Origin of the sequence: Vibrio sp. Y51_MX_L26 (assembly GCF_024181935.1) — a bacterium.
Classification (GTDB): Bacteria; Pseudomonadota; Gammaproteobacteria; order Enterobacterales; family Vibrionaceae; genus Vibrio; species Vibrio diabolicus.
In genome coordinates, this window is record NZ_JAMZAS010000002.1 from 133,743 (window position 1) to 159,944 (window position 26,202).

Here is a 26,202-nt window from a genome sequence, read left to right on the forward strand (position 1 = left end):
TATGTAAAGTTGAGGCGTATTCTACCCTCGCCAACGCTGATTTACTAGCCTTTGGTGGCGTTGAAAGCGTGTTTTGTAGCTCATTGCTGGGCACTCATCAATCTGATAACCCAAATAAAGCCACTGTTGTTTGTTTTCTTGGCAGTATTTTATTTGATAGAGCACTGCCAAAGTGCCAAGAGATAACGGGTAGTCAGGGTCAAAAAAAGTATAAAATGCACTCGAACATTGAGTCATTACATCCGTTACCGCAATGGCGAGTAATTGATTTGACTCATCGTAAATATGCAAAAATGAAGTGTTCAGCCAGCTAGTTTGAGCAAATCGAGCAAACTCATCACGCTTTGGTGGGTACATAGTGCCGTTTTTATGCCGTTTGCAGATGTACCGACTGTAAAGCTCAAACCATTCCTCATCCATTTCGGGTTTCATTTCCCAGCGTAAAAACTGTGCTTTACTGAGCAGCCTCTTCTGGCTTTTTGATAGCGTCACATCCGGAATCGAGACTCGAATTGGCTGGCAAGCATTACAATGCTCACAGTGCGGTTTATATATGGTATCTCCGCTACGACGAAAGCCGTTGGCCATCAGCAGTTGATAGTTTTCTTCAGTATGCAGTCCTGCATCAAGTGCCACCGCCACACGCTCTTGCCGTTCAGGCAAGTAACTGCAAGGGTGATTATTCGTTAATCCAATTCGAATATGTTGTATATCCGTACTCATACTGAATCCTGCAAAACTTGGGGCTTATAGGTATCAAATAGTGTTTGTTTTTCTCTTAAAGATAGTAGTTTTTGCATAAACTCGTTACGCTCTAGTTCAAATGCGCCAAGTGATGCCAAGTGCGAGTTCATAACCTGACAATCGATTAATTGACCTTGCTTTGACGCCAAATGGTTGCATAAGTACCACAATGCAATTTTAGATGCGTTATCTTTTAGGCTAAACATCGACTCTCCGCAAAAAAGTTGACCAACGCAGATGCCATATAGTCCCCCAATGAGCTCGTTGTCATGCCATACTTCTACTGAGTGACAGTGACCAAGTTTAGCTAACTCAATATAAGACGCTTGCATTTCCTCGTTGAGCCAAGTTTCCTCTGCAGGACGTGTTGATGAACATAGTCTAATCACTTCTTCTGTCGCGAAATTGAGCGTTACTTTATAGTTATGTTTACGCTGAAATTTTTTGAGACTTTTAGACGGTTTAAACGCTAAGGGATCAAAAACAGCGCGTGGGGAAGGGCTCCACCATAGAATAGGTTCTCCAGGACCATACCAAGGGAAAATGCCTTGATAGTAACCATTGAGGATTCTCATGGGATCTAAGTCACCGCCAAAAGCAAGCAAACCATTGGGATCGCTGAGTGCTTTATACGGTGAGGGAAAGTTGAACGTATCATCGAGTTCAGTTAAATAAATAGCCATAAGAAGTCGTTACCAACATTAGAGTCAGAGGAGTTTATGATGACCTGGTCAAGAAATATTGTGAAAGTATGGCTTTGGATCATACTGTTTTTCCCACTTGCCGCCAACGCAGCATATGAAAGAAATGTTGCCAAGCCGGTAAATGAAGTGGTGTATGGGAAGATTGACTCTGTCCGTTATATTACTCAGCAAGAGGTCGTTCAATCGAAAAATAATGGTTGGAAAACGCTACTTGGTGCCACAATAGGCGGTTTAGTCGGCAATCAATTTGGTGGTGGTACTGGACGAGAAGTTGCGACGGCAGTGGGTGCACTTGCAGGTGCAGCGGTTGCACAAAATCAAAGTAATTACCAATACACGGTTGAATATAAGTTAGTTGAGCTACTCATTAAAGTGAAGGGAGACAAGCTGATTAATGTTATCCAAGATGTTGATAAAAATATGCTATTTAGTCGAGGGGATGAAGTTCGTATCTTATATTTTGATGATGGAGTCAGGGTTGATATCGCTTATTAATCCTACGTTATTTTAACCTAAGGTAGCCTAACCAGGCATGCACAGTAGGGCTGGCTTATCGTCAAATAAAGTCGAAATAGCTTGCTGTTTCGTCGCGCCTCTTTCGCTCTTATTTACATCGCTGGCAATACCTTTAATTCAGTATCTTTAGGCTGCTTGAGGATATTCATTAATTAGCGCCGATTTACTCTGGTTTTGTCGTGTTTTTTTGGGTAGTCTGAATTCACGAAGAATTGTTTAGCCCTCATAAAAAATCGTATGTTGAGGGCACAAAGGATTATCAACTTTTAATGGAAAGCCTAACGTTACAACCTATCAATAGAATTCAAGGGGAAGTGAACCTTCCTGGCTCTAAAAGCGTTTCTAATCGAGCTCTTTTACTTGCTGCTCTTGCTAAAGGCAAAACTCGCCTTACTAATCTCCTCGACAGTGATGATATCCGTCATATGCTGAATGCGCTGACTAAACTCGGCGTTCAATACCAACTTTCCGAAGATAAAACAGAATGTCTCGTTGAAGGCCTTGGGCGTCCGTTTTCTGTCTCAGAACCGGTAGAGTTATTTCTCGGTAATGCTGGCACTGCGATGCGACCGTTAGCTGCGGCTCTTTGTCTTGGAGAAGGGGAGTATGTACTGACGGGCGAACCTCGTATGAAAGAGCGTCCAATTGGTCACCTTGTCACGGCACTGAAAGATGCTGGTGCGAAGGTTGAGTACATGGAGAACGAGAACTTTCCGCCTCTCAAAATAGTCGGTACTGGCCTAAAAGCAGGTACAGTTTCTATCGATGGATCCATTTCAAGTCAGTTCTTGACCGCTTTCTTAATGTCTGCGCCATTGGCTGAAGGTGAAATTCGCATCAACATCGAAGGCGAGTTGGTTTCTAAGCCTTATATCGATATCACCCTGCATATCATGAAGCAGTTTGGGGTCGATGTGATCAACAACGACTATCAAGAGTTTGTGATTCCTGCCGGTCAGCAATACATCGCTCCAGGTGATTTCTTGGTTGAAGGTGACGCGTCTTCTGCTTCTTACTTCTTAGCGGCGGCAGCCATCAAAGGCGGAGAAGTTAAAGTCACGGGTATAGGTAAAAACAGCATTCAAGGTGATATTCAATTTGCTGATGCGCTTGAAAAAATGGGTGCAGAAATTGAATGGGGTGATGACTACGTAATTTCACGTGTTGGTCAATTGAAAGGCATCGATATGGATTACAACCATATCCCTGATGCTGCAATGACCATCGCGACAACAGCGCTATTTGCCGAAGGCACTACTGCTATTCGTAACGTCTATAACTGGCGTGTAAAAGAAACAGACCGTTTGTCAGCTATGGCGACGGAATTACGTAAAGTGGGTGCGGAAGTGGAAGAAGGGGAAGACTACATCATTGTCAAACCTGTCTCTCAGTTAAAGCATGCTGCGATTGATACTTACGATGATCATCGAATGGCGATGTGTTTTTCGCTGGTGGCACTTAGTGATACGCCTGTGACGATTAACGATCCAAAGTGTACGTCGAAAACGTTCCCTGACTACTTCGACAAACTTAAGGCTTTAAGCTGCTAAATATTCTGACCTGAAACAGGAAAGCCAGAGTGAATAGCACTCTGGCTTTTTTGTTTTCCGCTACTATTTAACCAGCGTAAATTCCTTGGAAAGGTGATGCGCTAAGTATTTGAACATATTGAATACTGCAGTCGTATTTGAAGTTGGTAAACCTTTGTCATCAAGGAAGTATTCACCTTTAAAAACTAAAACACCTTCTTTTTCTTCTACGCTTGTTGCTCGCATCCCTTCGATGTAATCATCGTGTTCTTGGATGATTTGGTTAGCGATCAAAAGAAGGTCGAACTCTTCGATAAACGTTCTATCAGACATACTTTTTCTACCATTCATTTCAGTTGAGAACGCTGAGTATACCTACAACTAAAATGGGTTTGCATGATTAATTCAGTCAATCGTTCACTTAGCCTAAACAGATCAATTTTTAGAGTGTAAGTATGATTAGTTGGAGGATATGGAAGAGCCACTGAACGAAACTATTTTGTGATGGGTAACAAAATTTATTGCATTGGATTAGCGGATGCTAAGTTTGCCTGTTTAGATATGCCGCTCAATACCTTTCAGAACCCTGTCTCTTTGAAGTATAAAGACGATGAATTGTCAACCAATCGGATCTGAATTTCAAAAAAGCAGTTGATCTTCTTTTCATCTCGCACAATAGTAAAAAAAGAAGCAATGAAATAGAACATTATGCGGGTGGCCTTTAAACAAGGTTTCTACCCGCATTATTATGAAGGACGTTAGAGTCAGTTATGGGTAAATCACTCGTTATAGTGGAGTCACCAGCCAAGGCAAAGACGATAAATAAGTACCTTGGTAAAGACTTTATTGTTAAGTCTAGTGTTGGTCATGTGCGTGATCTGCCTACGGCCGGTCAAAGCACTGGTGAGAAAAAAGCCGCAGCCATCTCAACAAAAGGGATGAGTCCGGAAGAGAAAGCGCGCGTTAAAAAAGAGAAAGACCGCAAAGCGTTGATCAAAAAAATGGGGATTAACCCATATCATGACTGGGAAGCGAATTACCAAATCCTTCCAGGCAAAGAAAAAGTTGTCAACGAACTACAAAAACTCGCCAAAGACGCAGATTGCGTTTATCTCGCAACCGACTTGGACCGCGAAGGGGAAGCAATCGCATGGCACCTTCGTGAGATCATCGGTGGCGATGAAGAGCGATACAAACGTGTAGTTTTTAACGAAATTACGAAAAACGCGATCCAACAAGCTTTCCAGACACCTGGTGAGCTGAACATGGATGGTGTTAATGCCCAACAAGCGCGTCGCTTCATGGACCGTGTCGTTGGTTTTATGGTTTCACCTTTACTTTGGAAGAAAGTGGCTCGTGGTTTATCTGCTGGTCGCGTGCAGTCTGTTGCGGTGAAACTATTAGTTGAGCGTGAGCGTGAGATTAACGCGTTTGTACCAGAAGAATTCTGGGATATTCATGCGAATACGAAAACGAAAGACAAAGCGGACTTTAAACTACTTGTTGCTCAGAAAGATGGTTCTGCGTTTAAGCCAGTTAATGAGGCAGAAACCAAAGCAGCGATGTCTGTGCTTGAGAATGCAAGTTACGAAGTATGTAAGCGTGAAGATCGCCCGACGAAGAGCAAGCCTTCAGCACCTTACATCACCTCTACGCTTCAACAGGCAGCGAGTACACGTCTGGGCTACGGCGTGAAAAAGACCATGATGCTAGCTCAGCGCCTCTATGAGGCCGGTTACATCACTTATATGCGTACGGACTCGACTAACCTAAGTGCCGAGGCTGTGGACGCTGTACGTGACTTTATTGGTTCTGAGTTTGGTGATAAGTATTTACCAGCGAAACCGCTGACGTATGGCAGTAAAGAAGGGGCACAGGAAGCGCACGAAGCGATCCGTCCTTCAAATGTGGGTGTTAAAGCGGAAGACCTGCAAGGTGTCGATGCTGATGCGCACAAACTTTACGCTTTGATTTGGAATCAGTTTGTCGCGTGTCAAATGACACCAGCAGAATACGATTCAACAACCATCAGCGTAAAAGCAGCAGAATACACGCTTAAAGCGAAAGGCCGTATCCTTAAATTTGACGGCTGGACTCGTGTACAACGTCCAATGGGCAAAAACGAGGATACAATCCTTCCTGCGGTACAACTTGGCGATAAGCTAAGCTTAGAGTCACTTGACCCTAAACAGCACTTTACAAAGCCACCTGCGCGCTACACTGAAGCAGCACTGGTTAAAGAGCTGGAAAAACGAGGTATTGGTCGTCCTTCGACTTATGCATCGATCATTTCTACGATTCAAGATCGTGGTTACGTAAAAGTTGATCAGCGTCGTTTCTACGCCGAAAAAATGGGCGAAATTGTTACCGACCGCCTTGATGACAGCTTTAACGATTTAATGAACTACGACTTCACCGCCCGCATGGAACAGAAACTGGACCAAATCGCTGAAGGTGAAGTGAACTGGAAAGCAGTGCTAGATAACTTCTTTGCTGATTTCACTGGCGATCTTGAAAAAGCGGAATTGGATGAGTCAGAAGGCGGTATGAAGCTAAACCATATCGTCATGACGGATATCGAATGTCCGACGTGTAGCCGTCCAATGGGTATCCGTACTGCTTCGACAGGTGTGTTCTTAGGCTGTTCTGGTTACGCGTTACCACCAAAAGAGCGTTGTAAGACAACCATCAACTTGGGTGACGAAGAAGGTATTATTAACGTTTTAGAAGAAGACGTTGAAACGGCCGCGCTTCGTGCTAAAAAGCGTTGTCCGATCTGTGAAACGGCGATGGATGCGTACCTGATTGATGACAAGCGTAAGATGCATGTTTGTGGTAATAACCCGAACTGTGAAGGCTACCTTGTTGAATACGGTGAGTTCAAAGTCAAAGGCTATGATGGTCCAGTTGTTGAATGTGACAAATGTGGCTCTGATATGGTGCTTAAGAACGGTCGCTTTGGTAAATACATGGACTGTACGAGTGAAACGTGTAAGAACACTCGTAAGATTCTGAAGAATGGCGAAGTAGCGCCACCGAAAGAAGATCCTGTTCATTTCCCCGAGTTGCCTTGTGAAAACTCAGATGCGTATTTCGTACTTCGTGATGGTGCTTCAGGTCTATTTATGGCGGCAAGCAACTTCCCGAAATCGCGCGAGACACGTGCTCCTTTGGTTGCTGAACTGGCACGTTTTGAAGAGCGTTTACCTGAGAAGTTCAAATACCTAGCGACCGCACCGCAAGAAGATCCTGATGGTCGTCCTGCAGTTGTACGCTTTAGTCGCAAAACAAAAGAGAACTACGTTCGTTCGGAAGAGAACGGCAAACCATCTGGTTGGACAGCGCTCTTTGTTGAAGGTAAGTGGGAAGTCACAGATAAGCGTAAAAAAGCGAAAGCATAAAAATGCACCATTAAAGTAATGTAAAAAGGCAGCGATATCGCTGCCTTTTTTGCGTAGGGGCCGACAGTTTTCTTCTGCGCATTCTTCCTCTAATCGACCTTTCCTCACTTTAACAAGCACCATTGTCGCTAGAAAACACCAGAGTCACGATTTATTAGTAGTGAACGTATTTTTTATGTAAAAAACATTCGTCGTAACTTTCATTTTGCGTTCATATATTTGTTATATATTAAGCTCAAAAAGTCGGTGGTGTAGTGAATCCGTTCGTAAATTGTTTTCATAATGTAATCGTTTGCTTTTGCATGTGTGATCTAGATATCGTCTTGAGTAAGCAAGAACTGTATGGAACACAGAATGGCGTATTAAAAATTGTAATTTAGAACCTGCTTAGATAATTTATTACAAAAATTAGTGCAACTGTGTGCATTTTGCGTCGAAAAATAAGAAAAGAGTGGACGTTGCATACTGGAAGTGCCGTAGCTTTTTTATCGTGTTGTAAGAGTTCAAAGAAACTCCTGATACGGTTACTAAATGTATTCGCTTGACTCCCCGAGTATGACTCATTCAAGCGAGTACCAAATCCAAGCTATAACGATATGGAGAACAACAAATGGCTGGTGTTTTGGGAATGATTCTTGCTGGCGGTGAAGGCTCTCGTTTGAGACCTTTAACAGAATCTCGTAGTAAACCTTCGGTACCGTTTGGTGGTAGCTATCGATTGATCGATTTTGCTCTAAACAATTTTGTAAATGCGGATTTAATGCGCATTTACGTCCTCACCCAATTTAAATCTCAATCTTTGTTCCATCATTTAAAAAAGGGCTGGAACATTAATGGCATCACTGACCGCTTTATCGATCCTATTCCTGCTCAAATGCGCACTGGTAAGCGTTGGTACGAAGGAACGGCAGACGCGATCTATCAAAACCTCCGTTTTATGGAACTAGAGGAACCGGATCAAGTTTGTATTTTTGGTTCTGACCATATCTATAAGATGGATATTAAACAAATGCTGAACTTCCACTCAGAGAAACAGGCTTCTCTCACGGTATCTGCATTGCGTATGCCACTAAAAGAGGCGTCGCAATTTGGTGTTATCGAAGTGGACAGTGAAGGTCGCATGATAGGTTTTGAAGAGAAACCAGCAAACCCGAAGTCGATTCCTGGCGATCCTGATTACGCTTTAGTTTCAATGGGTAACTACGTTTTTGAAGCTCAGGTGTTATTCTCTGAGTTGGTTGAAGATGCGGATAATGAAGCTTCATCACATGATTTTGGGAAGGACATTATTCCTAAGATGTTCCCTCGAGGTGACGTGTTCGTGTATGACTTCAGTACTAACAAAATCAGCGGTGAAAGAGAAGAGGTGTACTGGCGTGACGTGGGAACCATTGATGCGTACTGGGAAGCGCACATGGATCTGCTAGAAAAAGACGCACCGTTTTCACTATATAACCGTAAATGGCCGCTGCATACTTATTATCCTCCACTGCCGCCAGCGACATTTACAGACTCTGATAATGGCCGTGTTCAGATCATCGACAGTTTGGTATGTAATGGCAGTTACGTCAGAGGCTCAAGAATAGAAAAGTCGGTGCTTGGGTTCCGCAGTAATATTGCATCTGCTTGCGATATCAGCGAATGTATCCTTCTTGGTGACGTGAAAATTGGCGAAGGCTGTGTTTTACGTCGTGTGATTGTCGATAAGGATGCCGATATTGCCCCTGGTACTCAGATTGGTGTGAATCTTCAAGAAGATAAAAAACACTTCCATGTGTCTGAGGAGGGCATTGTTGTTATTCCGAAAGGAGCTCGAGTTGGCTACTAACAACTTATCTATTCTGTTTGTAGCTTCTGAGGTTGAAGGTCTCATTAAAAGTGGTGGCTTGGCAGACGTTGCCAAGGCACTACCGGAAGCCCTTCAAAACCTACAGCAAGACGTAAGAATTACCATCCCTGCGTACAGCAGTATTGATAAACTCGCTGACGCAGAAGTTGTATTAGAAACAGAACTAACATCATGGCCGCATACGGAGTATCGAGTTCTGCGGCTCATGCTAGGTCAAAATCCTGTTTATCTGATTGATTGTCAGCCGTATTTCAATCGACCATCGATGTATGCGGAGAACAACCAAGCGTATACCGATAACGGTGAGCGCTTTGCGTTTTTTAGTGCGGCATGTTTAGACATGTTGCCGAAGCTTGCTTTTCAACCGGATATCATACACGCGAACGATTGGCACACTGGTCTTGTTCCATTTTTGCTCAAGCACAGGTATAGCAATGATCCGTTTTTTGCTCATACTAAAAGCGTCATTTCAATTCACAATGCGGTCTTTAAAGGCGTATTTAGTTATGAAGACGTGCAGTGCTTGCCAGAGTTTCATTGTCGAAACGTTCCCGATGCTGCGGTGAGTGCAACGCATATTACTATGCTCAAAGCTGGTGTAATGAATGCCGATAAGATAAACGCGGTCAGCCCTACGTACGCAGAGGAACTCAAAACAGAGCTTGGCAGTCATGGAATGGCTTGGGAGTTTCAGCAACGCGCGCAGGACTTAGTTGGTATTTTGAACGGTTGTGATTACAGTGCTTGGAACCCGGAAACGGATACTTACTTGCCAGTTAATTACTGCGCTGACCAACAAAGTATGACGCAAGGCAAGAAAGCGTGTAAACAAGCATTACAACTGCGGCTAAATTTGCCTGAAAAAGATGTAGCCATGTTCGGTATGGTTTGTCGGTTGACCCAGCAAAAAGGTGTGCATTACTTGTTGCCTGCTTTGGCCGATTTTTTGAAGCACGATGTTCAACTAGTTGTCGTTGGGACCGGAGACCCTGTACTAGCCGCTCAGCTAGAAGAGGTTGCTGCACAGTTTTCTAGTAAATTTGTCTTCGTAGAAGCTTATGATAATGAACTTGCGCATATCGTTGAAGCGGGTTCTGATTTCTTTCTGATGCCTTCTGAGTTTGAGCCGTGTGGTTTGAATCAAATCTATAGTATGGCTTACGGTACATTGCCGATAGTACGTGGTGTCGGTGGTCTAAAAGACAGCGTCAACGATTATGATGTGAACCCTTCTGAAGCGACGGGGTTTGTTTTTTTCGAACCGACACCGCAGGCATTGTTGTTAACGATGCTAAGGGCACTGTTGCTCTATGCTCAAAACGAACCTGAAGTGAATAAAGTACAGTTGCACGCGATGCAACAAGATTTTTGTTGGCAAAAGGCCGCAGAAGCTTATTTGCAACTTTACAATTCGGCGTTAAATTGACTTAAAATTGTAACGAAAGGCACCGAATGAGGTGCCTTTATTATCTTGAGTAAGGGGAGTGTGGTAGGATGGCTTTTTACTCAATAGCACGACCTTTTTGATACTTGAATATGACCCAGCCGCTACTTTTTCATAAAACCTATTTGCACCCTACTAGTCATGAGTGGGTTGTATTTGTGCATGGTGCTGGCGGTAGCTCTTCTATCTGGTTCAAGCAAATCAAAGCTTACAAGCAACATTTTAACTTATTGCTGATCGATTTAAGAGGTCATGGAAAGTCAAATCAGTTACTTAAAGAGCTCATTGCCAGCCGTTATACCTTTACGGAAGTTACCCAAGATATTTTGAAAGTATTGGACCATTTAAAGATCCAATCCGCTCATTTTGTCGGTATGTCACTTGGTACCATTATTGTTCGAAACCTTGCTGAATTATCAGCAGAGCGCGTGCGTTCAATGGTACTCGGTGGTGCTGTCACAAGGCTCAATACTCGTTCTCAAATATTGGTTAAATTAGGTAATTTTTGTAAGCACATTCTGCCGTACATGTGGCTCTACAAACTTTTTGCGTATATTGTTATGCCACAGAGAAGCCAGCGAGAGTCTCGCCATCTTTTTATTCGTGAGGCCAAGAAGCTTTGCCAAAAAGAATTTAAACGTTGGTTTATTCTTGCTGCTGATGTAAATCCTTTAATGAAGTATTTTAAAGATCGAGAGTTACCCATTCCCACACTCTATTTAATGGGCGACAGAGATTACATGTTTATTAAGCCTGTTAAAGAAATGGTTGCGGCGCATAAGCTTAGTGTTTTACGAGAGATCCCCAACTGTGGTCATGTCTGTAATGTTGAGCGGCCTGAAGATTTCAACCAACATTCCATCGAATTTATTAAGCAGCAAACGGTTTCTGCTTAGCGCTGAATAAATCGATTGAGTAGGAGTAGGGGAGTTATTAAGGCTCCCCTATTTGATGTCCACATTGCCAACAAGCACCAAACTGCCCCTCGTTTACCTCATGGCACTTCGGGCACTGCCAATCTTGATACTTATTTCCATCGGATTGTTTGCGGTAGGCTTGTACTATTCCTTCTGCTTTTACTCGTTGTTTGGCGTCAAAAAGCCAGACATAAGGATCGGTATCATCACTAAACGGCAGCTCTCCTTTTAAACCGAAAATACCTTCTCCGCGGACTTCACAATAGACTTGCTCGGTTTTCAATAATTCGCACACGATATGCGCTTCTGCTGGGTTTTTAGCGATAAATATTTTCATCAAACACGTCCACTTACTAATTATGAGTTTTGCTGACTCGGTGTCGGCCTTACTTTATTCATAACCCATTTAGTGATGATTGGAAACAGCCCCAGTAATGCAAAAGAGGCCAATACCGCCGGTGAAATAATGCCTGACAGGCTTTCAATTGTTGCTAACTGAGTACCGGCGTTTAAGTAAACTGCAGTGCCTGGCAACATACCTACTTGGCTAGTAAGGTAAAATCGACCTACAGACATTGGCGTTAAGCCCATCAACAAGTTGATAAGAAAGAAAGGGAATACCGGAATGAGACGCAAGGAAAATAGATAAAATGCACCGTCTTTTTCGACACCTTGGTTAATTGCGATTAACTTATTGCCAAACTTGTTTTGTGCCCAGTCACGCAGCAAATATCGGCTGCTTAAAAATGCTAGCGTTGCACCCATAGTACTGGCGAAAGAAACCAGTAATAAGCTCGTCCAAAAACCAAATAGAGCCGCACCAAGTAATGTAACCACAGCTGCCCCAGGAATAGAAAAAGCGGTAATTGCAATGTAGGCAAAAAAGTAAATAGCTGCCGAAAAAACAAAGTTCTGATCGATGTATGTGGTCAGCGCTTCTTGTTGTGCTTTTGCATTTTCCAACGTTAAATACTGACTAAAGTTAACGCCTAAAAAGATAATGATCGCGACCAGGATTAGGCCTAATATCAGTTTCTTATTCATATTTATGATTCCAATTTGGGATATATATAATAAGACAGAAGGAAAGTCGAAAAAATTTCACAAAAAAACCGCAGATTAGACTGCGGTTTTACAAGATAGTTTTTAAGGCCGACTTTTATTGGAGGCCGTTCATCAACTCATCTCGGCGAGCTTGAGGTACAACGCTCCAATGAGTACCGTTAATAGCCCCTTCTAGTGCCCATAACAGCTCAATGTTGACGGTTGCAGAGTGCGTATCTCTTATCGCTTTATAAGCGTTAAGTGCACCTTCCTCTTCCAGTTTTTCTACTGACTCAATGCCTGCTTTTTTCAGCATGCGTTCAGTCGCCAGTCGTAAGTTAGGCAAATCTTTTAAGCGATTAGGCTTTGTAGTTGCTTGCTGTTCTTTTTCAAGCTTTGCCTTTTTCAACGATTGGTTAGCTACTTCGATTAAGCGTTCGCTAGACTCCCATAAATCGTTGGAAATTGCGTAGTACTTAGTAACGACTGGGAAGCCACGTTTCTTATAAACGTAAGGCTTTAGCCCTTGTTTCTCGAAGTCAGATGAAGTTTGTTGGTCTGCTCTTATATGAAGCTGATTATTTACAACTAGTGCAAACATTGTTTCATCAGCGAATAGTCCGAAGCCACCAAACATTGAGCGCGACTTGATATTACCAAGTGCCTCAAATAGCTTCATAGAGTCTTTGAGTATCGGTTTATCCATGTTTTGTTATCTCGGTGTAATTAATATTACGCCACCAAAAGTCAGGTCCGAGAGAGTAGCAAACATGCGCAAAAGCAATGTCATTACAGGGTAAAGTCATCGCTTGCACACTTGCCATCGGTAACCCCGCTACCTTCCATATAGTACTATGGTTCAGGCCGGAGGCTTTGCGTCCCACCCTTTCGAATGGTTTGCCCTGTGCGTGACAGAATGAGCATACTTCGTATATTGAATTAACATCACGTTTTACCCGTAAAAGTGTGATTTTGGTTCAATAAAAAGTGTCGACAAGCGCATATTTGTGCATATTTGAGAATAAGGCGGGATGATCTCGAGGTTGTGAGGGAGTGTGATTTACCTACATATAAAACAGAGACTTAGAGATTCGAGATTTTTTGTCTAACAAACCTAAGTCAGGAAAAAGTTATTTAGAGATAAAAAATAAGCGCCCTTTTAGAGCGCTTATTTGACATCGTTATATTTGGCGAATTTTAGTTCATTTTCTTCACGGTGTTTCGAATTACAAGCTCAGGTTGCATTTCGAAAATTCGCTTTTCGTGTTCTTTATCTTTGATTCGCTCAAGTAGGATCTCGAACGCATTTTTACCCACACGACGTTTAGGTTGGTGGATAGTTGTTAACGGTGGAGAGAAGTATTCCGCAAGCTCGATGTTGTCGTAGCCGATCACTGAAATATCATCAGGAACTTTGATACCGTTTTGTTGTAGGCGGCTCATTAGGCCCAGAGCCATTGTGTCGTTAAAACAGAATACCGCTGTCGGACGTTTGTCCATTGCTGTAATTTTATCTGCGACTAATACGGCCGTATCACATTCAAAGTTACCTTCAAGGATCCAGTCCTCATTTACAGTTAGGTTCGCTTCGCTCATCGCGCGACGGAAACCTGCAATGCGCTCTTGGCAAGCAAGTTTTTCAAAATGACCGCTTAGACAAGCAATATCAGTATGGCCATTGTCGATCAGATGTTTGGTTGCGATGTAGCCACCTTCTTCTGAGTTATCCATGATCTTGTCCGCTTGTGAGCTTTCTGGACCCCAATCCATGACCACTTTAGGAATGTCGGCATGACGGTCAAGCATCTCTTTAAGCTCTTCGGTTAAGTCAGAACACATCACTAGGATGCCATCAACACGTTTTTCAGCCAGCATACGGATGTAATCGCGTTGTTTTTCGTAAATCCCACCCGTATTACACAGAATCAGAGTGTAGCCTTGGCGGTAACAGTAGCTCTCAACCCCGTCAATCACTTCTGAGAAGAATAGGTTGGTTGACTGCGTTACTAACATGCCAATCGTACGAGTTGAGTTGCACTTTAGGCTGCGTGCAACAGCACTTGGCGCGTAATTCAACTCGTCCACGGCTTTCATTACTTTTTCTTGCGTTGCTTCTGCAACGAAACGCGTTTTATTGATAACGTGCGAAACTGTCGTAGTGGAAACGCCGGCTAAGCGAGCAACGTCTTTTATAGTGGCCATAAATGGTGTCCTGTATCGAGCTACTGAAATATGTCGTGTGGATGTACCTGATGCTCTAATGGTTTACACCCAGCAATCTAAGGTTGGCGCTAAGTGTTTCGGCAGCGGTTGGTCCAAGTACGACAAAAGGGTACGTAGCAGCATCGGTCGATGAATTTTATCTTTTTTCTATCTGATGATAAATTGCCATCAACCTGTTAAAAAACACAAAAACCGCTATATTTCAGCGGTTTACATATAAATCATATTTAATCGTTTGCGCTCACATTTTAGCCCTATGTGGACTGACTAGCAATGTTTTCAGCAAGAGATTTGTGTATTTGAAGTCACATTTTGACTGCTAAATAACCAAGCGTCTTTGAGCTAAGTTAAGGCAAACGAATAATATACCCAACTTACTTACATTCAGTTATTTGAGGTATACAGGAAGCCCGATAGGCGGGCTCCTTAAAAATAGGCGGCAATTATTCACCAAGAAGGTAAGCGCTGTCTAGTTTACAAAATGCAACTAATAGTTTCGCGACGCTCGAGTAGAACCCAAATTCGTCGAATTGTTTACATTTGTCTGCAAACTGAGGTAACCAAGACATTAACTGTTTCTGGATAAAGTCGTTTTGTTTAACGAAGGCTTCTTCCATGTGTTTTTCTTGCTCAAGTTCGTTTGAGCGGATAATCATGTTGCCGAGAAAGTCGAGTTCAACGGCTAAGTGGTCCGCAGGCTCTTTTAGATTTTCATCTACTTGAACGCCAAATTCTGCCATCAACTTTTCCATTTCCTCGGCTGGCTTGTCATTCAGCAAACCTGATTCACCGATGTACATCGATGCGTAAGGAAGAGCGCCGTATTTTTCTGTCTTCAAAAACAGTTCACAAAAGTCAGCAGCAAGCTCCAATTGAGCGTCTTCACGATCTTGCAATCGGTTTAGCGCATCAACGAGGCTATCAACGGCTGGTTTCAGCGACTCATTTTCACCTAAACCTGCTAGAAAACTACGAATTTCAACACTGTGGTAGGCTTCCAGCTCTTTCTCTGTTAGCTCTTTTGCGAACAAGCTCGAAAACCACCAGTAAATTTCAGCGCGTTTTTCATTAAAAGCTTTCACTTCTTGCATTTTGGGCTCCTGAATGATGCTTCAAGTTGTGCATCACAAAGTCAATTAGGGATATCCCCTAAGTGTAATCAATTAAAATGAATAGCAGTAACTATAATTATTATGTTTTATGGTCAAAAATTAACGTTTATTAATAGCGATGGGTAAGCTTGTTTTGAATCAATAAAAACGCTAAATCTTGCTTTTTAATGTATCTATGACTAGAAATGTTACTAGTTATGAATAGAATACGTCTTGGATAATAAGAAGACAGAAAAGTGGTGTAAATGAGCTATCACGTATTAGTCGTAGAAGATGATGTTGTAACTCGTAGTAAGCTTGCGGGATATTTCCAAAATGAGGGTTACCAAGTCAGCGAAGCAGAGAGTGGCGCAGAAATGCGTGAGGTCCTGCAAGCGGGCGATGTAGACCTGATCATGCTGGATATCAACCTGCCGGGTGAAGACGGCCTGATGCTTACTCGTGAATTACGTAGCCAATCGGATATTGGTATCATATTAGTAACAGGACGCACGGATAGCATTGATAAAATCGTAGGCCTAGAAATGGGCGCTGACGATTATGTGACAAAACCTTTTGAACTGAGGGAATTGTTGGTTCGCGTTAAAAACTTGCTGTGGCGTATTTCAGCAGCGCGTAGCGGTAGCGCGAAAGCGAACGAAACCAGTGAAGAACATATTGTACGTTTTGGAGAGTGGACATTCGACATTCAACGTCGTGCGCTGAGCCGTAACGGCGAACCCGTAAAATTGACCAAAGCAGAATACGAACTTTTGGTGGCGTTATCGTCTTACCCTAACCAGGTGTTAAGTCGCGAGCGTATTTTGAATATGATCAGCCACCGAGTTGATGCTCCCAATGATCGTACTATTGATGTTCTTATTCGACGTATGCGCGCAAAAATGGAGTTTGATCCAAAGAACCCGCAAATTTTTGTGACGGTGCACGGCGAAGGCTATATGTTTGCTGGTGATTAAACTGAACAAACCTAAGTCTTAAAAAGAAAAAGGAGAGCTTCGGCTCTCCTTTTTTGTGGTTTCAAGATAGTACTACTTTGCTTCAACCATTGGTGTTTGGCCGACAGTATCACGCAATCTTTGCCAAATGCTGCCCAAGTACTCATGCCAATAAAGCTCCGTTTGTTCTAAGTAACGCGCTTTAGGTGAGTATTTATCCCAAGGTTGACTGATTTCGCTAATAGCTAAGAAGTTGGTCGGGGCTGGGATTGGTTTAATGCCTGCTGCGTTGAACTCATACAATGCACGGCTCATGTGGCTCGCAGAAGTGACTAACACAATCTCCTTTTGTTGAACGAATGCAGCCGCTTGACGCGCCTCTTCCCACGTATCTTTCGCATCTTCTAATAAAATGATATCGGATTTCGCGACTCCCAACGCAAGGGCAACGTTCGCCATCATTCTCGCATGGCTAATTTCAGAACCGCCAGCATAGCCAGACAAAATTAATTTAGCACCTGGATACATTCTTAAAATACGAATGCCTTCAGTTAAGCGCATTAATGCTGCACGGCTTAACTGCGAGGTGGGTGGAATTTCGTCATCGATAACATGACCATTCCCTAAAACCATCACGTAGTCGATGGTGCCAGAAACTGGCAAAAAGGCTTTATGCTCTCGCTCTAATGGCATAAGAAGCTTGGTTGAAACAGGTTGGAAGGCAACAAGAAAAATGCCAACAAAAGAGAATAGAACAACGAAGCAGCCAGTTTTACGTTTTGTGGTAAAACTAATGAGAGCAAGACCCAACAAGCCTATCAGCAGCAATGCCGGAAGTGGCATAAGCAAGGCTGACACTACTTTTTTCAGCTCAAACATACATAAATAGTCCGAAAAAACATCAATTGATAATAAAAATGAGGGTACCCCTCTTTATTCCTGCTTTCCTTGTGCCAGAATAGCGGCACAATCCGTTATGATAACTCAGCAGAAGTGACAGAAGACCGCAATTTCGACGATATCGCCCACAAATTTGCAAAAAATATTTACGGCTCCGACAAAGGGGAGATCCGCCAAATCATTGTGTGGGAAGATTTTCTACAGATTCTAAGTGAATTAGATGCTGACCAGCAACCCCTAGAGGTGTTGGATGCTGGTGGTGGTTTGGCACAAATGTCGCAAAAGCTTGCTAAGCTCGGACATCGAATCGCTTTATGTGATCTATCTTCGGAAATGCTGCAGTTGGCTAAGCAGGATATTGAAAAAAACGGTTTGCTTGAGCAGTATCGCCTGATTCATTCGCCTGTCCAATCCATTGGTGAGCATATGGATGAACAGGTGGATCTTGTTATGTTTCACGCCGTCATGGAGTGGTTGGTCGATCCTAAGGACGCACTTGAAACGGTACTAGAACAAGTAAAACCGGGAGGCATCGCATCAGTGATGTTCTATAACCACCATGGTTTAGTCTATAAAAACGTGGTTTGTGGCAACATTCCTCATATATTAGACGGCATGCCTCACCGAAAAAGATTTAAACTACAGCCGCAAAAAGGCTTAAAACCTGAAGAAGTCTACCAATGGATAGAAGATTCAGGCTTTAGTATTTGTGGTAAATCTGGTATCCGCTCATTTAGTGATTACATAGGCAATATGCAATACATGGGCGATTACGAGTTTGAAGATGTGTTGGCGCTAGAAAAACAACTTTGTCGACAAGAGCCATACCTCTCATTAGGCCGCTACATTCATGTGTGGGCTAAAAAGAACGATAAACAGGAATAACAATGAGTGAGATGACTCTCAATGCTGCAGAGCAACCAATCGATGAGTTGGTTGGCTGGGTTAAGCAGCACGATTTCTCGTTGAACCTGACCACAGAGCGATTGGCATTCTTAATAGCCATTGCCGTACTGAGTAATGAAAGGTTCGATGAAGAATTGGGTGAAGGTGAATTGCATGATGCGTTTGCCATCGTCACTCGATTATTTGATGAGACTGGCGAAGCATCCGCTTTTCGTGCTAACAACGCCATCAACGAGATGGTAAAGCAGCGCCTTATTAGCCGTTTTGTCAGTGAGATTACTGATGGAGCGAGCATTTACCGCTTGTCGCCTTTAGCGATAGGAATTACCGATTACTACGTGCGTCATCGTGAGTTCTCGAAACTGCGCCTTTCTATTCAACTGTCTATGGTGGCAGATGAAATGGCGAAAGCGATTGAGGCAGCACAAAAAGGTGGCACACCGGGCCACTGGAAGAAAAACGTATACGGAGTTTTAAAATATTCTGTAGGCGAAATCTTCGATCAAATCGACCTCAACCAACGTGTCATGGATGAGCAGCAGCAATCTGTGAAACAACAAATTGCCGACCTGCTAAACAAAGACTGGCGTGAAGCAATCAACAACTGTGAAGCGTTATTGTCCGAAACCTCCAGCACGCTGCGTGAACTTCAAGATACGCTGCAAGCCGCGAGTGATGAACTGCAAACTCAAATCCTAGACATCCAAGAGATTGTTTATGGTGACTCTGAGCTTGAGTTTATTGAAGAAGCCTTGTTTGGTCTGCAAATGAAGCTAGACCGAATCACAAGCTGGGGCCAGCAAGCGATTGACCTCTGGATTGGCTACGACCGACACGTGCACAAGTTCATCCGTACCGCTATCGATATGGATAAGAACCGTGCATTTAGCTCGCGTCTGCGTCAATCGATAAAAGACTATTTTGATACGCCTTGGTATCTGACTTATGCAGATGCGGAAAGGCTTTCTGACCTTCGTGATGAGGCGTTGGTGCTACGTGATGACGAAGTGACCGGCCAAGTTCCGATGGAAGTAGAGTATGAAGAATTTCAACAAGTCAATGATGAGTTGTCTGAACGAATTGGTGACATGCTAAAAGCGCATAAAGATCAAGGCACGCCAATCGACTTGAGTGTGGTATTGCGAGATTACCTTGCACAGCATCCTTACACTCATCATTTTGATTTAGCTCGCATTATTGTCGATCAAGCTGTGCGTCTAGGGTATTCAGAATCGGATTACCAAGCGATTCAACCAGACTGGAAAGCGATCAACGAATTTGGGGCAAAGGTACAAGCGAATGTCATCGACCGATACTAATGAATACATGTCAGATAAACTGGCAAAAGCAATTTCTAACCCTCTGTTCCCAGCGCTAGACAGCATGCTACGAGCAGGGCGTCATATCTCAAGTGAAGATCTGGATAACCACGCGTTGTTATCGGACTTCGAACTTGAGCTTTCTTCTTTCTACCAGCGCTACAATACCGAATTGGTGAAAGCGCCAGAAGGTTTCTTCTACCTTCGTCCTCGTTCAACTTCTTTGATTGGCCGCAGTGTGCTTTCTGAGCTGGATATGCTGGTGGGTAAGGTACTGTGTTTCCTTTACCTAAGCCCAGAGCGTCTTGCGCACGAAGGCATCTTCACTAACCAAGAGTTGTACGACGAGCTACTTGCTCTGGCTGATGAAAACAAGCTGATGAAGCTAGTGACGAACCGTGCTACCGGTTCTGACCTTGATAAAGAAAAGCTGTTTGAAAAAGTACGTACGTCACTTCGTCGTCTGCGTCGTCTAGGCATGATCATCAACATTGGTGAGACCGGTAAATTCAGCATCAGTGAAGCGGTATTCCGCTTTGGTGCCGATGTACGTATTGGCGATGATATGCGTGAAGCGCAGCTACGTCTGATCCGTGATGGTGAAGCGGTAGTGCACACCAAGGAGCCAAGCCAAGGCAGCCTATTGTCTGAAGAAGATCAAGACGACCAAGCCCAAGAAGAAACAACAGAAGAGGGTGAAGCATGAGCATGATTGAACGCGGTAAATACCAATCGCTGACCATGGTCAACTGGAACGGCTTCTTTGCCCGTACGTTTGACATCGATGGTCTGGTCACCACACTATCAGGTGGTAACGGTGCAGGTAAATCAACCACAATGGCGGCGTTCATCACCGCATTGATTCCTGACCAAACGCTACTGCACTTCCGTAACACGACAGAAGCGGGCAGCAGCCAATCGTCTCGCGATAAAGGTTTATACGGTAAGCTGCAGCCGGGCGCATGTTATGCGGCGCTAGATGTGGTGAACTCACGTAACCAACGCCTACTGTTTGCAGTAAAACTGCAGCAAGTTGCGGGTCGTGATAAGAAAGTAGACATCAAACCGTTTGTTATTCAAGGCCTTCCAAGCCATGTAAAACCAACAGATATTTTGGTTGAAAGCGTATCTGCGACTCAAGCTCGTGTACGTCAAATCAACGAAGTAAAAGAATCGATCGCGGAATTTGAAGGTGTTCAATTCAAAGCCTTCTCTTCTATTGTTGATTACCATGCGCAGATGTTTGAATTCGGTGTTATTCCGAAGAAACTGCGCAACTCTGGTGACCGCTCTAAATTCTACCGTCTGATCGAAGCATCGCTTTACGGTGGTATTTCAAGTGCGATTACGCGCTCTCTACGTGACTACCTTCTGCCACAAAACGGCGGCGTGAAGAAAGCGTTCCAAGATATGGAATCGGCGCTGCGTGAAAACCGCATGACGCTAGAAGCGATCAAAACTACGCAAGCAGACCGTGACTTGTTCAAGCACTTGATTACAGAGTCGACAAACTACGTGGCTGCTGACTACATGCGCCATGCTAACGATCGTCGCAACAAGCTTGAACAAACTCTATCTTTGCGCTCTGAGCTCTTTGGCTCACGCGAGACGTTGATTGAGCAAAACAATCTGCTTAATCACGTTCAAGAAGAGCTGGAACTGCTGATCGAATCAGAATCTTCTTTAGAGCAAGACTACCAAGCGGCTTCGGATCACTTGCAACTGGTGCAAAACGCGCTGCGTCAGCAAGAGAAGATCGAACGTTACCAAGAAGATCTTGAAGAGCTGAGCGAGCGTCTTGAAGAACAAATGATGGTAGTGGAAGAAGCGCAAGAACGCGTGATGATGGCTGAAGAGCAAGCGACCGTTGCAGAAGAAGAGGTGGACAGCCTTAAGACGCAACTTGCTGATTACCAGCAAGCTCTTGACGTTCAGCAAACTCGCGCCCTTCAATATCAACAAGCAGTTCAAGCGCTGGAGAAAGCGAAGCAGCTACTTGGCGATGACAGCCTAACGGCAGAATCCGCACAAGCGTTAGTGGCGGAGCTGAAAAACAAAGAGTCAGAAAATACCAATACGTTGTTGTCTGTGAAACATAAGCTCGATATGTCATCAGCTGCGGCAGAGCAGTTTGATACTGCATTGAAGCTTGTACAGAGCATCGTTGGCCCTGTTGAGCGCAAAGAAGCCTCTGAGCACGCAAAATTGGCAATCGTTAAAGCTCGAGAATCACAGCAAATTGCACAAAACGAACAGCAATGGCGAGCGCAACATCGCGATCTTGAGCGTAGCCTCAATCAGCAACGTCAAGCACGTGAACTGGTTGCTGAATACAAAAAGCAATATCACGTTGAACTAACCGATGAGGTTACGTTTGAACAAGAGCGTGAACGTCATGCGATGCAAATCGAATCACTAGAGATAGCTCAAGAAGAAGTTCGTGATCAGCGTGGTGAACAGCGCCGTCTAGAGCAAAACGCGGCGGCAGAAATCAATAAGCTTGAAGCGATAGCGCCAGCTTGGATTGCGGCGAACGATGCGCTAGAGAAACTGAGAGAGCAGAGTGGGGCAGAGCTTGAGGATCGCCATGCGGTAATGAACCACATGCAGGTTGTTCTTGAGCAAGAAAGGGCGCTGTCCTTAGCTAAAGATAAACTTGCTGAGCGTCGCAGTCAGCTTGACACTGAGATTGAACGTCTTGCTTCTCCTGGTGGTTCAAACGACCCTCGCCTGAAAGGTTTGGCTGATACTTTAGGCGGTGTATTACTGTCTGAGATCTACGATGACATCACGATTGATGACGCGCCTTACTTCAGTGCGATGTACGGTCCGGCTCGTCACGCTATCGTTGTTTCTGACCTGTCAGGTATCGAAGAGAAACTGGTAGAGCTAGACGACTGTCCAGAAGACTTGTACATCATTGAAGGTGACATCGATGCCTTTGATGACAGCTCGTTCGATGCAGAAGAGTTAGAGGGCGCGGTTTGTGTTCGCATGAACGATCGCCAAATGCGTTACTCTCGCTTGCCTGAGATCCCATTGTTTGGTCGTGCAGCACGTGAGCAGCGTCTTGAGTTGCTGCGTAACGAACGAGAAGAAGTGGTAGAGAAACACGCAAAAGCGGCGTTTGACTCTCAGAAAATGCAGCGTTTGTACCAAGCATTTAACCAATTTGTGTCTAACCATATTCAAGTTGCTTTTGACGCCGATCCAGAACAAGCGCTCGCAACCATTCGTGATAAGCGTAACCAAATCGCTCGCGTGCTGGCGGATCTGGATGCAAAAGAGCAGCAGCAACGCTCTCAGCTTCAAACTAGTAAGCAAGCACTGTCTTCTCTGGACAAGCTAGCATCACACATGGTGCTTGTTGAAGATGAATCATTGCAAGCGCGTTTTGATGAGCTAGAAGAGAAAATCGCTCAGCTTGCAGAGGCGAAAAACTTCTTAAACAATCATGCAAAAGCCGTCGCGCAACTAGAGAATATTGCGTCTGAGCTTGATGCTGACCCAGAGCAATTCGATGCACTAGAAGCAGAATACAAAGCGGCAGATGAACAGTTACAAGATCTTAAGAAGCAAATCTTTGCACTCTCGGATCTGGTTGAACGTCGTCACTACTTCGCTTACTCAGACTCGGTTGATCTTCTGAACAAAAGTAGCGAACTGAGTGAGCAGCTAAAAGCGAAGTTGATTCAAGCTGAACAGACTCGTACTCGTTCTCGTGAAGAGTTGAAGCAAGCACAAGGACAAATGAACCAATACAACCAAGTATTGGCGTCTTTGAAGAGTTCGCATCAAGCTAAGCAAGAAACCGTACAAGAGTTCAAACAAGAGCTGCAAGAGTATGGTGTAAATGCCGACGAAGGTGCGGAAGAGCGTGCAATGCGCCGTCGTGACGAACTGCACGAACGCTTACATACTTCACGTAGTCGTAAGAGTGAATACGAGCGCACGATAACGTCGACCGAGCTTGAGATGAAAGGCTTAGCGAAACGTCTGAAGAAAGTTCAGAAAGAATACGCAGAGCTGCGCAAATTTGTCGTTGCAGCGAAAGCGGGTTGGTGTTCAGTACTTCGCTTAGCGCGTGAAAACGATGTTGAGCGTCGTTTACACAAGCGTGAACTGGCGTATATGTCGGCAGATGAATTGCGTTCCATGTCGGATAAATCGTTGGGTGCGCTGCGTCTTGCTGTTGCAAACAATGATGACTTGCGTGATGCACTCCGTTTGTCTGAAGACAACGCTCGCCCAGAGCGTAAAGTTCTGTTCTACATTGCTGTTTACCAACACCTTCGTGAGCGTATTCGTCAGGACATCATCCGCACCGATGACCCAGTAGAAGCGATCGAAGAGATGGAAGTGGAACTGGCGCGTCTAACGGAAGAGCTAACGCAACGTGAAAACCGCTTAGCGATCAGCTCTGAGTCGGTAGCGAGCATCATCAAGAAGACGATCCAGCGTGAGCAAAACCGTATTCGTATGCTGAACCAAGGCTTGTCGAACATCTCGTTCGGTCAGGTGAAGGGCGTACGTCTAAACGTGAAAATTCGCGAAAGTCACGAAGTGCTACTGAACGGTCTAGCGACACAACAAGAGCAGCATAAAGATCTGTTCGAATCGACTCGCTTTACCTTCTCTGAAGCAATGGCGAAACTGTTCCAACGTGTGAACCCACATATCGATATGGGTCAACGTTCTCCTCAGGTTCTGGGTGAAGAGCTACTGGATTACCGTAACTACCTAGAGCTAAGTGTAGAAGTGAACCGTGGTACAGATGGTTGGCTACAGGCTGAGTCTGGCGCGCTATCAACAGGTGAAGCGATCGGTACTGGTCAGTCAATCCTCCTGATGGTTGTTCAAAGCTGGGAAGAAGAATCTCGTCGTCTTCGCAGCAAAGACATTGTGCCTTGTCGTCTGCTCTTCTTGGATGAAGCAGCGCGTCTGGATGCGAAATCGATCGCGACATTGTTCGAATTGTGTGACCGTCTGGATATGCAGCTTCTTATTGCGGCACCAGAAAACATCAGCCCAGAGAAAGGTACTACCTACAAGTTGGTGCGTAAGGTGTTTAAAGACCATGAGCACGTACACGTAGTTGGTCTACGTGGTTTTGGTCAAACGGATAAGCCTAAGACCGAAGCGCAAGAGATGATCGAAGAGTTTGAATCGTAAACTCCGAATCTAGCAAAACGCCCGCAATGAACGCGGGCGTTTTTGTATTTGTTAGCGGGAGGCTTCAAAGCGTATAAAATAAGCCGAGACTGTAGGACGACAGTCTCGGCTTATTAATAGAACTTAGCGGGGAGGCTAAGTTTTATTCCTCTGAAATATCGTCTCTGATATCGATCATTTCAGCAAGCTCTTCAAGTGCTTGGACAGAAAGCTCAGACAAGCGTTGTAAATGCTGGTCTAAGCTCTCTTGTTCTTCAAGCTCTGGTTCATCGTTATCTGTTTCTTTTGTTAGCATTTCTCAACCTCTCAAGTTGAGTAAGGGGAGACCTCATCATACTCAAAAGTTAAAGGAGAAAAGAAACGATCTATGTTGATTCTGTTAGCTCGATCATTGATTCAAGTTATAGGTGAGATAGGTTTGTTTAATAAGATGAGTAGGTAGACGGTTTTGGAAACGGAAACAAAAAACGCCAGCAATCCGAACAATTACTGGCGAATGATATTGTGATTGGCGATTAGAACTGCGGTTTTACCCCAAACTGCTCTGCTGCGTAGGCGACACGTTCAATCGGCTTTGGATACTCGGCAGGTGTGCCGAGGCTCTCTATGTGTTTCAAACGAGGAAGCAAGCCTGCACCATTGGCGATTTGGATTGCCAAGCCAGGACGAGCGTTGAGCTCTAAAACCATAGGTCCTTCTTCTTTATCTAACACCATATCCGTGCCCATGTACCCCAACCCTGTCATCTCCCACGCACTAGACGCAAGCTCAAGCAAGCGCTCCCAGTGCGGGACTTGGAGGGTAGAAAGGTCTTTGCCTGTATCCGGATGGTGGGTGACTGGATGGTCGAATTGCACCGCTCGGATTGCTTTACCTGTGGCGATATCAATGCCCACGCCCACAGCGCCTTGGTGAAGGTTTGCTTTACCGTCCGACGCCGCCGTAGAACAGCGCATCATTGCCATAACAGGGTAGCCTTTAAATACGATGATCCGAACATCTGGTACGCCTTCATAACTGAAGCCATCAAAACAGTCATCAAACTTGATTAAGTTTTCAACCACAGCAACGTCATTTTTACCACCAAGAGAGAAAAGGCCAGCAAGCGCATTACTAATGTGACGCTCGACCTCATCCCGACCTATTGTAGAGCCGGAGGGTTTGGTATATACCCCGTTTTTGTGAGAGGTAACAACCAGAATGCCTTTACCGCCACTACCTTGTGCAGGTTTGATTACAAAACCAGGCCAGTTCTCAACCATTTTGTGGATAGTCTTTACTTCTGCTTGGTTATGAATAACGCCGATCAGGGCAGGGACTGTCGCCCCTGCTGCCTGCGCAATAATTTTAGTCTTGAGCTTGTCATCAACTAATGGGTATTTAGAACGATCATTGTAACGGCCGATATAACTGTGGTTACGTTTGTTCATTCCCATAATGCCTTTATGGCGAAGCTTAGCTGGCGAAGTAAAACTTTCGAACATCGT

The 26,202-nt window shown here is 44.3% G+C and carries 22 protein-coding genes and 1 riboswitch; of the genes, 11 read left to right on the plus strand and 11 right to left on the minus strand.

Annotated features, from left to right (window positions below; all coding sequences use genetic code 11):
* Positions 1–21: 21 nt before the first annotated feature.
* Together NL645_RS06765 and aat are read right to left on the minus strand one after the other, a co-directional pair.
* Positions 22–723, minus strand: coding sequence for an arginyltransferase (locus NL645_RS06765; RefSeq protein WP_253651460.1), 702 nt, complete (start codon positions 721–723; stop codon positions 22–24).
* Positions 720–1,427: a leucyl/phenylalanyl-tRNA--protein transferase gene (gene aat / locus NL645_RS06770; RefSeq protein WP_048626183.1), complete on the minus strand. Its 708-nt coding sequence runs from the start codon at positions 1,425–1,427 to the stop codon at positions 720–722. The genes NL645_RS06765 and aat overlap by 4 nt, the downstream gene beginning before the upstream one ends.
* Before the next feature lie 39 nt (positions 1,428–1,466).
* Between aat and NL645_RS06775 the strand changes: the two genes are divergently transcribed.
* Positions 1,467–1,943 (plus strand): glycine zipper 2TM domain-containing protein, encoded by a 477-nt coding sequence (locus NL645_RS06775; protein WP_005390705.1) that lies wholly within the window; start codon positions 1,467–1,469, stop codon positions 1,941–1,943.
* Positions 1,944–2,233: 290 nt separating this feature from the next.
* Positions 2,234–3,514, plus strand: a complete 1,281-nt coding sequence (gene aroA, locus NL645_RS06780) for a 3-phosphoshikimate 1-carboxyvinyltransferase (protein WP_074191076.1) — start codon at positions 2,234–2,236, stop codon at positions 3,512–3,514.
* Between the two features lie 63 nt (positions 3,515–3,577).
* On the opposite strand, the gene NL645_RS06785 is transcribed toward aroA, so the two are convergent.
* Positions 3,578–3,826 (minus strand): YciN family protein, encoded by a 249-nt coding sequence (locus NL645_RS06785; protein WP_005387884.1) that lies wholly within the window; start codon positions 3,824–3,826, stop codon positions 3,578–3,580.
* Between the two features lie 437 nt (positions 3,827–4,263).
* On the opposite strand from NL645_RS06785, the gene topA reads away from it, so the two are divergent.
* The 4 genes from topA to NL645_RS06805 all read left to right on the plus strand — a co-directional run bounded on the left by topA (position 4,264) and on the right by NL645_RS06805 (position 11,083).
* Positions 4,264–6,894, plus strand: a complete 2,631-nt coding sequence (gene topA, locus NL645_RS06790) for a type I DNA topoisomerase (RefSeq protein WP_005390711.1) — start codon at positions 4,264–4,266, stop codon at positions 6,892–6,894.
* Between the two features lie 610 nt (positions 6,895–7,504).
* Positions 7,505–8,722, plus strand: a complete 1,218-nt coding sequence (gene glgC, locus NL645_RS06795) for a glucose-1-phosphate adenylyltransferase (protein WP_048626184.1) — start codon at positions 7,505–7,507, stop codon at positions 8,720–8,722.
* On the plus strand, positions 8,712–10,169 hold the full coding sequence (glgA, locus tag NL645_RS06800) for a glycogen synthase GlgA (RefSeq protein WP_046874734.1): 1,458 nt from the start codon (positions 8,712–8,714) through the stop codon (positions 10,167–10,169). Before glgC ends, glgA begins: the two co-directional genes overlap by 11 nt.
* Positions 10,170–10,279: 110 nt before the next feature.
* On the plus strand, positions 10,280–11,083 hold the full coding sequence (locus tag NL645_RS06805) for an alpha/beta fold hydrolase (RefSeq protein ID WP_006742124.1): 804 nt from the start codon (positions 10,280–10,282) through the stop codon (positions 11,081–11,083).
* A 37-nt stretch (positions 11,084–11,120) separates the two neighbouring features.
* Here the strand turns inward: NL645_RS06805 and NL645_RS06810 are convergent, their stop codons facing one another.
* The 5 genes from NL645_RS06810 to torD all read right to left on the minus strand — a co-directional run bounded on the left by NL645_RS06810 (position 11,121) and on the right by torD (position 15,462).
* A complete protein-coding gene (locus NL645_RS06810; protein ID WP_152812476.1) occupies positions 11,121–11,441 on the minus strand; it encodes a DUF2007 domain-containing protein in 321 nt (106 codons plus the stop codon).
* Positions 11,442–11,461: 20 nt separating this feature from the next.
* Complete coding sequence (locus NL645_RS06815) at positions 11,462–12,148, minus strand: TVP38/TMEM64 family protein (protein ID WP_253651461.1); 687 nt, start codon at positions 12,146–12,148, stop codon at positions 11,462–11,464.
* Between the two features lie 115 nt (positions 12,149–12,263).
* Positions 12,264–12,854 carry a TfoX/Sxy family DNA transformation protein gene (locus tag NL645_RS06820; RefSeq protein WP_005390721.1) on the minus strand — a complete coding sequence of 197 codons (591 nt, stop codon included), beginning with the start codon at positions 12,852–12,854 and terminating at the stop codon, positions 12,264–12,266.
* A gap of 116 nt (positions 12,855–12,970) precedes the next feature.
* Positions 12,971–13,060, minus strand: a riboswitch (cyclic di-GMP riboswitch).
* Between the two features lie 285 nt (positions 13,061–13,345).
* Positions 13,346–14,350, minus strand: a complete 1,005-nt coding sequence (purR, locus tag NL645_RS06825; RefSeq protein ID WP_005390722.1) for an HTH-type transcriptional repressor PurR — start codon at positions 14,348–14,350, stop codon at positions 13,346–13,348.
* Between the two features lie 464 nt (positions 14,351–14,814).
* Positions 14,815–15,462, minus strand: a complete 648-nt coding sequence (torD, locus tag NL645_RS06830; RefSeq protein WP_047008553.1) for a molecular chaperone TorD — start codon at positions 15,460–15,462, stop codon at positions 14,815–14,817.
* Positions 15,463–15,728: 266 nt separating this feature from the next.
* Between torD and torR the strand changes: the two genes are divergently transcribed.
* The gene (gene torR / locus NL645_RS06835) at positions 15,729–16,439 is read left to right on the plus strand and encodes a two-component system response regulator TorR (protein WP_005390726.1); all 711 of its coding nucleotides are present in this window, start codon (positions 15,729–15,731) and stop codon (positions 16,437–16,439) included.
* Between the two features lie 72 nt (positions 16,440–16,511).
* Here torR and elyC read toward each other — a convergent pair whose 3' ends face one another.
* The gene (gene elyC / locus NL645_RS06840) at positions 16,512–17,297 is read right to left on the minus strand and encodes an envelope biogenesis factor ElyC (protein WP_006742121.1); all 786 of its coding nucleotides are present in this window, start codon (positions 17,295–17,297) and stop codon (positions 16,512–16,514) included.
* Positions 17,298–17,411: 114 nt separating this feature from the next.
* Between elyC and cmoM the strand changes: the two genes are divergently transcribed.
* Genes cmoM through mukB form a run of 4 tightly spaced genes read left to right on the plus strand, consistent with a single transcriptional unit; the run spans position 17,412 to position 24,715 of the window.
* The gene (gene cmoM / locus NL645_RS06845; RefSeq protein WP_253651462.1) at positions 17,412–18,203 is read left to right on the plus strand and encodes a tRNA uridine 5-oxyacetic acid(34) methyltransferase CmoM; all 792 of its coding nucleotides are present in this window, start codon (positions 17,412–17,414) and stop codon (positions 18,201–18,203) included.
* 2 nt (positions 18,204–18,205) lie between these two features.
* The gene (mukF, locus tag NL645_RS06850; RefSeq protein ID WP_253651463.1) at positions 18,206–19,543 is read left to right on the plus strand and encodes a chromosome partition protein MukF; all 1,338 of its coding nucleotides are present in this window, start codon (positions 18,206–18,208) and stop codon (positions 19,541–19,543) included.
* Positions 19,524–20,249, plus strand: a complete 726-nt coding sequence (mukE, locus tag NL645_RS06855; RefSeq protein WP_006742118.1) for a chromosome partition protein MukE — start codon at positions 19,524–19,526, stop codon at positions 20,247–20,249. Before mukF ends, mukE begins: the two co-directional genes overlap by 20 nt.
* A 2-nt stretch (positions 20,250–20,251) precedes the next feature.
* Positions 20,252–24,715: a chromosome partition protein MukB gene (mukB, locus tag NL645_RS06860; protein ID WP_253651576.1), complete on the plus strand. Its 4,464-nt coding sequence runs from the start codon at positions 20,252–20,254 to the stop codon at positions 24,713–24,715.
* 142 nt (positions 24,716–24,857) lie between these two features.
* Here mukB and NL645_RS06865 read toward each other — a convergent pair whose 3' ends face one another.
* Complete coding sequence (locus NL645_RS06865) at positions 24,858–25,010, minus strand: hypothetical protein (RefSeq protein ID WP_005390736.1); 153 nt, start codon at positions 25,008–25,010, stop codon at positions 24,858–24,860.
* Between the two features lie 220 nt (positions 25,011–25,230).
* Entirely contained in the window at positions 25,231–26,199 is a 969-nt protein-coding gene (locus NL645_RS06870) for an alpha-L-glutamate ligase-like protein (RefSeq protein ID WP_104971473.1), read from the minus strand.
* Positions 26,200–26,202: the final 3 nt, after the last annotated feature.

What these genes read in the sequence shown, in the direction of transcription:
- NL645_RS06765 (WP_253651460.1), bottom strand. Translation starts at nt 723, where the DNA reads ATGAGTACGGATATACAACATATTCGAATTGGATTAACGAATAATCAC.
- aat (WP_048626183.1), bottom strand. Translation starts at nt 1,427, where the DNA reads ATGGCTATTTATTTAACTGAACTCGATGATACGTTCAACTTTCCCTCA.
- NL645_RS06775 (WP_005390705.1), top strand. Translation starts at nt 1,467, where the DNA reads ATGACCTGGTCAAGAAATATTGTGAAAGTATGGCTTTGGATCATACTG.
- aroA (WP_074191076.1), top strand. Translation starts at nt 2,234, where the DNA reads ATGGAAAGCCTAACGTTACAACCTATCAATAGAATTCAAGGGGAAGTG.
- NL645_RS06785 (WP_005387884.1), bottom strand. Translation starts at nt 3,826, where the DNA reads ATGTCTGATAGAACGTTTATCGAAGAGTTCGACCTTCTTTTGATCGCT.
- topA (WP_005390711.1), top strand. Translation starts at nt 4,264, where the DNA reads ATGGGTAAATCACTCGTTATAGTGGAGTCACCAGCCAAGGCAAAGACG.
- glgC (WP_048626184.1), top strand. Translation starts at nt 7,505, where the DNA reads ATGGCTGGTGTTTTGGGAATGATTCTTGCTGGCGGTGAAGGCTCTCGT.
- NL645_RS06805 (WP_006742124.1), top strand. Translation starts at nt 10,280, where the DNA reads ATGACCCAGCCGCTACTTTTTCATAAAACCTATTTGCACCCTACTAGT.
- NL645_RS06810 (WP_152812476.1), bottom strand. Translation starts at nt 11,441, where the DNA reads ATGAAAATATTTATCGCTAAAAACCCAGCAGAAGCGCATATCGTGTGC.
- NL645_RS06815 (WP_253651461.1), bottom strand. Translation starts at nt 12,148, where the DNA reads ATGAATAAGAAACTGATATTAGGCCTAATCCTGGTCGCGATCATTATC.
- NL645_RS06820 (WP_005390721.1), bottom strand. Translation starts at nt 12,854, where the DNA reads ATGGATAAACCGATACTCAAAGACTCTATGAAGCTATTTGAGGCACTT.
- purR (WP_005390722.1), bottom strand. Translation starts at nt 14,350, where the DNA reads ATGGCCACTATAAAAGACGTTGCTCGCTTAGCCGGCGTTTCCACTACG.
- torD (WP_047008553.1), bottom strand. Translation starts at nt 15,462, where the DNA reads ATGCAAGAAGTGAAAGCTTTTAATGAAAAACGCGCTGAAATTTACTGG.
- torR (WP_005390726.1), top strand. Translation starts at nt 15,729, where the DNA reads ATGAGCTATCACGTATTAGTCGTAGAAGATGATGTTGTAACTCGTAGT.
- elyC (WP_006742121.1), bottom strand. Translation starts at nt 17,297, where the DNA reads ATGTTTGAGCTGAAAAAAGTAGTGTCAGCCTTGCTTATGCCACTTCCG.
- mukF (WP_253651463.1), top strand. Translation starts at nt 18,206, where the DNA reads ATGAGTGAGATGACTCTCAATGCTGCAGAGCAACCAATCGATGAGTTG.
- mukE (WP_006742118.1), top strand. Translation starts at nt 19,524, where the DNA reads ATGTCATCGACCGATACTAATGAATACATGTCAGATAAACTGGCAAAA.
- mukB (WP_253651576.1), top strand. Translation starts at nt 20,252, where the DNA reads ATGATTGAACGCGGTAAATACCAATCGCTGACCATGGTCAACTGGAAC.
- NL645_RS06865 (WP_005390736.1), bottom strand. Translation starts at nt 25,010, where the DNA reads ATGCTAACAAAAGAAACAGATAACGATGAACCAGAGCTTGAAGAACAA.
- NL645_RS06870 (WP_104971473.1), bottom strand. Translation starts at nt 26,199, where the DNA reads ATGTTCGAAAGTTTTACTTCGCCAGCTAAGCTTCGCCATAAAGGCATT.